We start from the raw sequence: 6,757 nt of genomic DNA, 5'->3' as shown, positions 1-6,757 counted from the left end.
GTTCATTTTATTTTATTTATCAAGGCTTACTGCCTTTCCTCAGTGGCGCTATGCGCTGCTGACTTGTATTATTATGCACCATATCTTTCTATAAGTCAACACCTTTTTTCATTTTTTCTTTTAAAATTTCAGTTTCACTTTTAAAGTTATAAAAAAGGAATTTTACGCCTATGATTCCTTATAAATGTATTTTGATTTGATATACATTTATTTTCGTGGTACAAAGCTTAGTATGTCCTGCTTTTTGATTATCATACATCACTTTATTATTTTGTTTTATATTTTTCTTCATTCTCTTTCTTGTATATGTTTCTACCATATCTTCTTACTTATTTCTTATACTTATCTAGTACCAGAAAACCTTCATATTTCTATAATTTCAAAATTTCTATCCTTCGCTTAAGTATTCTATATATCAAAAGAACTCATAGATATAAATCTATGAGTTCTAAATCTAAAGGCTTTACCCCTTATTCTTATTTTAGCATTGTCTTAAATACATAAGGTGCTCCTGCCGTTAACCACAATACGATAATGCCATATTTCAACATTGATAAAATAAGGTCACCTTGTGTAATAAATTGAAAAGCTACTGCAATGACAATAGCACCACCTAATCCTATAGCAATTTTAAATAGCTGCTTTTTGAGAGGCGCTTCTGTATGAAAATGAATGTAATTTTGTTCTATATAACATCCTACTACAAATCCCCATAATGCTCCAACTGCTTTAACTAAATCTTTCTCAATAGGTACGATTAAAAAAAGAAATGCCAACACGCCTACTCCTATAACATGCCATCTTGTAAAACCTCTATCTTCATCATAAAGCTTATCTGCCGCTACCACTACAATTAATCCTATAATAATTCCACCTATAACGTCTACTGGCCAATGAACACCTAAGTATATTCTTGATAACCCTGTTAAGATAATCATCGTACATCCTATTCCATATGTGGTCTTATTCTTAAAGATCATCATTGCACTGGTCCAAAAACTTGTAGCTGTTTGTGTATGACCACTAGGGAATGAATAACTTGTAGCCGTCTCTACACGTACTGGACTAACTATACCTTTTTGAAAAGGTCTTGCTGCACGCACTAAGTTCTTGATAACACCATTGACTACACTACTTGTTAGTACAATCCATCCTATGCGCACAGTTTTCTTCTTTTCTACACACCAATATAAAATCCCTATAACAAGTACAAGTGGTAAACTCTCTGCTAAAGCTGTTATTGCCTCCATAATAGAAGTTAAGAAAGGTGTTCTAATTGCTTGTAATCCTTGTAAAATGCTAATTTCCCAATTCATTCTTTTCTCCTTATCTTTTGTTAATCTTAAGGCTTGTTATCCTTTTAATCTTTTAAGATAAATCTTACAGCGAAACTTCTAAAGTATTCAATACCTGGTCCTAAACCTAATGCAACTATAATTGTTCCAATTCCGATTGTAGCACCTAATAAAAAACCTATAACTGCGCAACTTACATCAAGTACAATGCGAATCCATTTATAGGACCAGTTTTTTCGTTTCTCAATAATAAGTGGCAAAATATCATATGGCCCTGCACCTAAGTCAGTTGCAATATAAAGTCCTACTCCAAATGATACAATAACACACCCTATTAATAGAATAATTACATTTCCAATAAAACCGAACTGGTAAGGTAAAAGGCTATTAATCACGCCATTGAAAAACTCAATAAGTGGTCCTACACAAAATAAGCTAATGATTGTTCCTATATTAATAAAACTTCTATCTACCACAAGGATAAATGCAAGAATAACTAAATTAATTATAATCTGTACAATTGCAAAATTATAATTTACTGCATCGCTTACACCTATATTAAATGTAGTATAAGGATCACACCCTAGATCTGCTTTAATAAATAGTGCAATTCCAGATGATAAAATAATAAGTCCTAGTATTAAAATAATAATACGTTTTATATACGAGCGTTCCATATAATCCCCCCTTTTGTATTTGTTGTCAATTTTACTTTTTATCTTTAATCTTAAGTTTTTTTACTTATACTATTCTTATCAAAACGCTTTAGCAGGAAGGATCTTAGCATGCATACTTATTCCACATATGAACTCGAACTCGATACTATACCTTTAGGAGCTTTCTGGTCAACCTTTTCAGAAGAAGCACCTAATCGCTATGAGTATCAATCAATTCTATCTAAATTCCAACACTCTCATTCTTAAGGACTGTTTTACAGTCCTTTTATTTCTGCTATAAAAGTCTATAATGGGTTATTGATATTTATATAGTTATTAAATCATAAAAGTACGCCTATTAGTGTACCAGATAAGCCCATATAAGTCATAGTACTTTTCATACTTTCTATTTATTACTGTATGTATTTTTTATTAATTTAATTTGTCCTTAATTTACCTTATTCTATTTTAAATTTGTCCTATTCTATCATATAATAAATATTATAAATCCAATTTTCAATCAAATAAAAGAATTGAGGTAAAACCATGTTGACTAGACGCCTACTTGTTCTATCTTTAGATGCTGTCTCTACTGAAGATGTAGATATTCTATCTACTCTCCCTAATTTTAAATCCTTACTACACATTGGAAGCTTAATTCGTCAGGTTGAATCCGTATATCCTACACTTACCTACCCTGCACATGCCACAATTATAACAGGCTATAGTCCTATACACCATGGTATCATCAATAACACGCGCTTAGAACCAAATCATCTTAATTCCGATTGGTTTTGGTATCACAAGGCTATTCAAGTTCCTACTCTTTTTGATTTAGCCTATGCAAAAGGTCTAAGTACCTGTTCCATACTTTGGCCTGTAACTGCTAGAGGCCCTATTACATATAATCTACCTGAAATCTTTCCTACTAAAAGCTGGCATCATCAACTTATTATGTCGGGATTCGCTGGCTCACTAACTTATCAGTTAGACCTCCAAAAACGTTTTGGTCATATTAGACAAGGAACAAGTCAACCAGCTCTTGATGATTTTGTACTTTCTTGTATGAAACATACTCTACTCCATTATAAACCTGAAGTTATGTTTGTGCATATGACTGATGTAGATACAACACGTCATTATACAGGTCATGACAGTAATGAAAGTATGCATGCACTTGTTCGTCATGACAAACGTTTAGGTAAAATTATAGCAACACTTAAAGAGGCTAACCTCTATGAAGAGACAACATTCATTATACTTGGTGATCATGCACAACTTCCTGTTCATTCACAAATTAGGCTTAATAAAATTTTAGTAGATGAAGGTCTCATGCAAGTAGATAGTAAAGGTCGAATTACTAAGTATGATGCCATCTCCAAATCCTGTGATGGTTCTTGTTACATCTACTTAAGAGATCATTCCAATAAAACGTGCCTTGAAAAAGTGCAAACCTTACTTACTCGTCTATTAAATGATACTAATAGCCCTATTGAAAGAATTTTTACTAGAGAGGAAGTAATTAAACTGGGTGCTGATTCTTCTTGTAGTTTCATGGTAGAAGCTAAAAAAGGATATTATTTTATTGATACTACTTCTGGTGAATTCATTGAAACTATAGATGTTACTAAAGTAAGATCTGTGCCCCACCACATTCTCTCATCTCATGGTTATCTCCCTACTAAGCCGAATTATACGACATTTCTACTGGCTACAGGACCAGGTATTAAAGAAAATCATATTGTCCAACAAGGTTCCTTACTTAATCATGCCCCAACTTTTGCACACCTTTTAGGATTATCTCTCAAAAATATTGATGGCCATATTGAATGGTCAATTTTAAAAGAAAATGAGGTAAATTTATGAATCATCTAACCAGGCAAGAAAAAAGTTGGATTCTCTATGATTGGGCCAATTCCGCTTACTCCATGACTATTACTTCTACTATCTTACCTATCTATTTTAAGATGGTAGCAAGTAATGGACATATGTCCTCAACAGATTCTACTGCATTATGGGGGTATACTATTTCTCTCTCTACACTGATTGTCTCCTTACTTGCACCTATTCTTGGAACTATTGCAGACTACAAGGGATTCAAAAAGAAATTCTTTACTACATTTTTTAGTATCGGTGTCGTAAGTACAATAGCTCTTGCGTTAGTTCCTGAAAATCAGCCTTTCCTACTTCTTATTCTTTATGGATTCTGTGTACTTGGTTTTGCCGGTGGTAATATCTTCTATGATGCTTTTCTCGTAGATGTTACTACTAATGAACGTATGGATAAGATATCTTCCTATGGTTTTGCAATGGGATATATCGGAAGTACCATTCCTTTTATTATCTGTATTATTATTGTTCTTCTTACTCAGCAAGGCCTATTACCTATTAGCCTTGGTCTTGCATGTAAAATAACCTTTCTTATTACGGCTCTCTGGTGGGGTATCTTTACTTTGCCTCTTCTAAAAAATGTCAAGCAAACCTATTATATTGAACCTGAATCACATCCGATTAGTAGCTCATTTAAACGCCTTTTTAATACCTTCAAAGAAATTAGAAACTATAGAGGGATTTTTATATTCTTAATTGCCTATTTCTTCTATATAGATGGTGTAGATACTATTATTGGTATGTCTACTTCCTATGGAACAGATTTAGGTATTTCAATGACTACCTTACTTATTATTTTACTTCTCACACAATTTGTTGCTTTTCCTTTTACAATTCTCTATGGCAAACTTGCTACTAAGTGGGGTGCTAAAAAGCTTCTCTATATTGGTATTATTACATACATATGTATTTGTTTTTATGGGTATTTTATAAAAACAGCCTTAGACTTTTGGGTTCTTGCTATGGCAGTGGGTTCCGCACAAGGTGGTATTCAGGCCATTTCTAGATCTTATTTTGCTAAATTAGTTCCTAAAGAAAAATCCAATGAATTCTTTGGTTTCTATAATATCTTTGGAAAATTTGCAGCCATAATGGGCCCTTTCTTAGTTGCTCTTGTCACACAACTTACTGGACGTACTAATAATGGTATCATTAGTCTAATTATATTATTTATTATTGGCTTTATTATGCTTATGCGCGTACCAGATATAGAACAATCTCACCAAAAAGAAGATCATTCCTCTGAATTAAATCTTTAATATATTTAGGATGCAGGCTATTTAATCAAAAAATATGCCTGCTATTTTTATAAAATCCTTTAATGTAAAGTTTACTTGACATCATTTCTTACATAGTATATATTAAATGTAAAGTTAACTTTACTTTTATATTGGAGGTGATTCGTTGAACAATAATATTCGTTCTTTACGCGAAACACAAAATTTAACTCAACAAGATTTAGCCGATCAATTAGGCGTCTCTAGACAAACTATTATTTCACTAGAAAACGGAAGATATAATCCATCTATTATGTTAGCATATCGTATTTCTAGAATTTTCAACTTAACTATTGAAGATATTTTCTTATTTGAAGAAGAATAAAAAGGGGGCTTTAATAATGAATTGTAAAACAGCAAAAACTAGAAATTTAATAGGTTATATTATGATTGGTATAGGTGTGCTCGTCGGTGTCTTAGCACACTTTTTCAATAATACAGGTCATGATGTTGCTTATCTTTATGGAATTGCTTGTGGATTAATCTCTGCTAGTCTTGCTATAATGATTATTTCTTTTATTCGTAACAAAAATCCTAAATACCGGGAACAACAAATCATTAACGAACAAGATGAACGTAATCAAATGCTTTCTATGCGTTCAGCATCTATTGCTTTTACTTATTTATATTATGTAGTTGTAATTTGCTTTTTAGTTAATCTATTTATCCCTCTAGCTTTCCATTACATTGCATTATTTTTAATTGTCTCAGCACCTATTGTTCAAATGATAGCTGCACATCACTACGGTAAAAAATATTAATGCTTCTGATAATGATGGTTGAGCATTAATATATGTTGAAGATGAATGCTTTTATTTTAAGTATCAAAAATAGAAAGGGTCACAGTATATATAAGTAATATCTTATATATACTGTGACCCTTTTCTTTAGTATAAATCTAATTATAATTGAGAGCTAATATATAAAATTATTAAACGTTAACGTAAATGTTGTTTTAAAAATAATAATTGTGTATATCTAGGATAAAACACAAAATAGTCCACAGCTATATACTTTTTTAAGTATATCATTGTGGACTATTTTCATATTATACACATATTCTCAAATAAAAAAAGCGCGAGACGGGATTCGAACCCGCGACCCTCTCCTTGGCAAGGAGATGCTCTACCCCTGAGCCACTCACGCATTTAAGTAGTACATTTTGTACTACTTGTATTCAATTATGAGCCACCGGAGGCTCGAACTCCGGACCACTTGATTAAAAGTCAAGTGCTCTACCAACTGAGCTAGTGACCCATATTATTATCATAGTTCCACGACTTGGAACTAAATCGGGGTGACAGGACTCGAACCTGCGGCCTCCTGAACCCAAATCAGGCGCTCTAGCCAAACTGAGCCACACCCCGTTTTAAAGTTGGCAATCATCTACTCTCCCGGGCCGTCTCCAGCCAAGTACCATCGACCGCTTTAGTCTTAACCTACGTGTTCGGTATGGGAACGGGTGTTTCCCTAAAGCGCATCATCACCAACAAATGACCCATAGGAGAATCGAACTCCTGTTACCGCCGTGAAAGGGCGGTGTCTTAACCGCTTGACCAATGGGCCATACTTAAAAGTATGTACTTATACTTTCTTTTTTCAGCTCACCCTATGGGATTCGCTGTTTTTGAAAGTTTAA

The 6,757-nt window shown here is 33.1% G+C and carries 7 protein-coding genes, 4 tRNA genes and 1 rRNA gene; 5 read left to right on the top strand and 7 right to left on the bottom strand.

The window, feature by feature from the left end; all coding sequences use genetic code 11:
* Positions 1-476: 476 nt before the first annotated feature.
* Together PBV87_RS22550 and PBV87_RS22545 are read right to left on the bottom strand one after the other, a co-directional pair.
* Complete coding sequence (locus tag PBV87_RS22550) at positions 477-1,316, bottom strand: phosphatase PAP2 family protein (RefSeq protein WP_053986268.1); 840 nt, start codon at positions 1,314-1,316, stop codon at positions 477-479.
* Between the two features lie 44 nt (positions 1,317-1,360).
* Positions 1,361-1,972: a YczE/YyaS/YitT family protein gene (locus PBV87_RS22545; protein WP_053986269.1), complete on the bottom strand. Its 612-nt coding sequence runs from the start codon at positions 1,970-1,972 to the stop codon at positions 1,361-1,363.
* Positions 1,973-2,080: 108 nt separating this feature from the next.
* Here PBV87_RS22545 and PBV87_RS22540 point away from each other — a divergent pair, with 108 nt between their 5' ends.
* The 5 genes from PBV87_RS22540 (at position 2,081) to PBV87_RS22520 (ending at position 5,879) form a co-directional block, all read left to right on the top strand.
* Positions 2,081-2,218, top strand: coding sequence for a hypothetical protein (locus PBV87_RS22540; RefSeq protein ID WP_271013821.1), 138 nt, complete (start codon positions 2,081-2,083; stop codon positions 2,216-2,218).
* Positions 2,219-2,497: 279 nt separating this feature from the next.
* Complete coding sequence (locus PBV87_RS22535) at positions 2,498-3,817, top strand: alkaline phosphatase family protein (protein ID WP_271013820.1); 1,320 nt, start codon at positions 2,498-2,500, stop codon at positions 3,815-3,817.
* Positions 3,814-5,100 carry an MFS transporter gene (locus PBV87_RS22530; protein WP_053986271.1) on the top strand — a complete coding sequence of 429 codons (1,287 nt, stop codon included), beginning with the start codon at positions 3,814-3,816 and terminating at the stop codon, positions 5,098-5,100. The genes PBV87_RS22535 and PBV87_RS22530 overlap by 4 nt, the downstream gene beginning before the upstream one ends.
* A 145-nt stretch (positions 5,101-5,245) precedes the next feature.
* Positions 5,246-5,443, top strand: coding sequence for a helix-turn-helix transcriptional regulator (locus tag PBV87_RS22525; protein ID WP_271013819.1), 198 nt, complete (start codon positions 5,246-5,248; stop codon positions 5,441-5,443).
* A 16-nt stretch (positions 5,444-5,459) separates the two neighbouring features.
* The gene (locus PBV87_RS22520; RefSeq protein ID WP_271013818.1) at positions 5,460-5,879 is read left to right on the top strand and encodes a hypothetical protein; all 420 of its coding nucleotides are present in this window, start codon (positions 5,460-5,462) and stop codon (positions 5,877-5,879) included.
* Between the two features lie 313 nt (positions 5,880-6,192).
* On the opposite strand, the gene PBV87_RS22515 is transcribed toward PBV87_RS22520, so the two are convergent.
* The 5 genes from PBV87_RS22515 to PBV87_RS22495 all read right to left on the bottom strand — a co-directional run bounded on the left by PBV87_RS22515 (position 6,193) and on the right by PBV87_RS22495 (position 6,684).
* Positions 6,193-6,264: transfer RNA gene (locus PBV87_RS22515), tRNA-Gly, on the bottom strand.
* A gap of 38 nt (positions 6,265-6,302) precedes the next feature.
* Positions 6,303-6,375: transfer RNA gene (locus PBV87_RS22510), tRNA-Lys, on the bottom strand.
* Between the two features lie 35 nt (positions 6,376-6,410).
* Positions 6,411-6,485, bottom strand: a tRNA-Pro gene (locus PBV87_RS22505).
* Positions 6,486-6,491: 6 nt separating this feature from the next.
* Positions 6,492-6,609 (bottom strand): 5S ribosomal RNA (rrf, locus tag PBV87_RS22500).
* A 3-nt stretch (positions 6,610-6,612) separates the two neighbouring features.
* Positions 6,613-6,684: transfer RNA gene (locus tag PBV87_RS22495), tRNA-Glu, on the bottom strand.
* Positions 6,685-6,757 lie beyond the last annotated feature (73 nt).

The sequence above is a fragment of the Holtiella tumoricola genome (assembly GCF_027857615.1).
Taxonomy (GTDB): domain Bacteria; phylum Bacillota; class Clostridia; order Lachnospirales; family Cellulosilyticaceae; genus Holtiella; species Holtiella tumoricola.
The sequence above is the reverse complement of the archived record's forward strand: the minus strand, read 5'-3'. Positions and strand labels throughout refer to the sequence as shown.

What these genes read in the sequence shown, in the direction of transcription:
- PBV87_RS22550 (WP_053986268.1), bottom strand. Translation starts at nt 1,316, where the DNA reads ATGAATTGGGAAATTAGCATTTTACAAGGATTACAAGCAATTAGAACA.
- PBV87_RS22545 (WP_053986269.1), bottom strand. Translation starts at nt 1,972, where the DNA reads ATGGAACGCTCGTATATAAAACGTATTATTATTTTAATACTAGGACTT.
- PBV87_RS22540 (WP_271013821.1), top strand. Translation starts at nt 2,081, where the DNA reads ATGCATACTTATTCCACATATGAACTCGAACTCGATACTATACCTTTA.
- PBV87_RS22535 (WP_271013820.1), top strand. Translation starts at nt 2,498, where the DNA reads ATGTTGACTAGACGCCTACTTGTTCTATCTTTAGATGCTGTCTCTACT.
- PBV87_RS22530 (WP_053986271.1), top strand. Translation starts at nt 3,814, where the DNA reads ATGAATCATCTAACCAGGCAAGAAAAAAGTTGGATTCTCTATGATTGG.
- PBV87_RS22520 (WP_271013818.1), top strand. Translation starts at nt 5,460, where the DNA reads ATGAATTGTAAAACAGCAAAAACTAGAAATTTAATAGGTTATATTATG.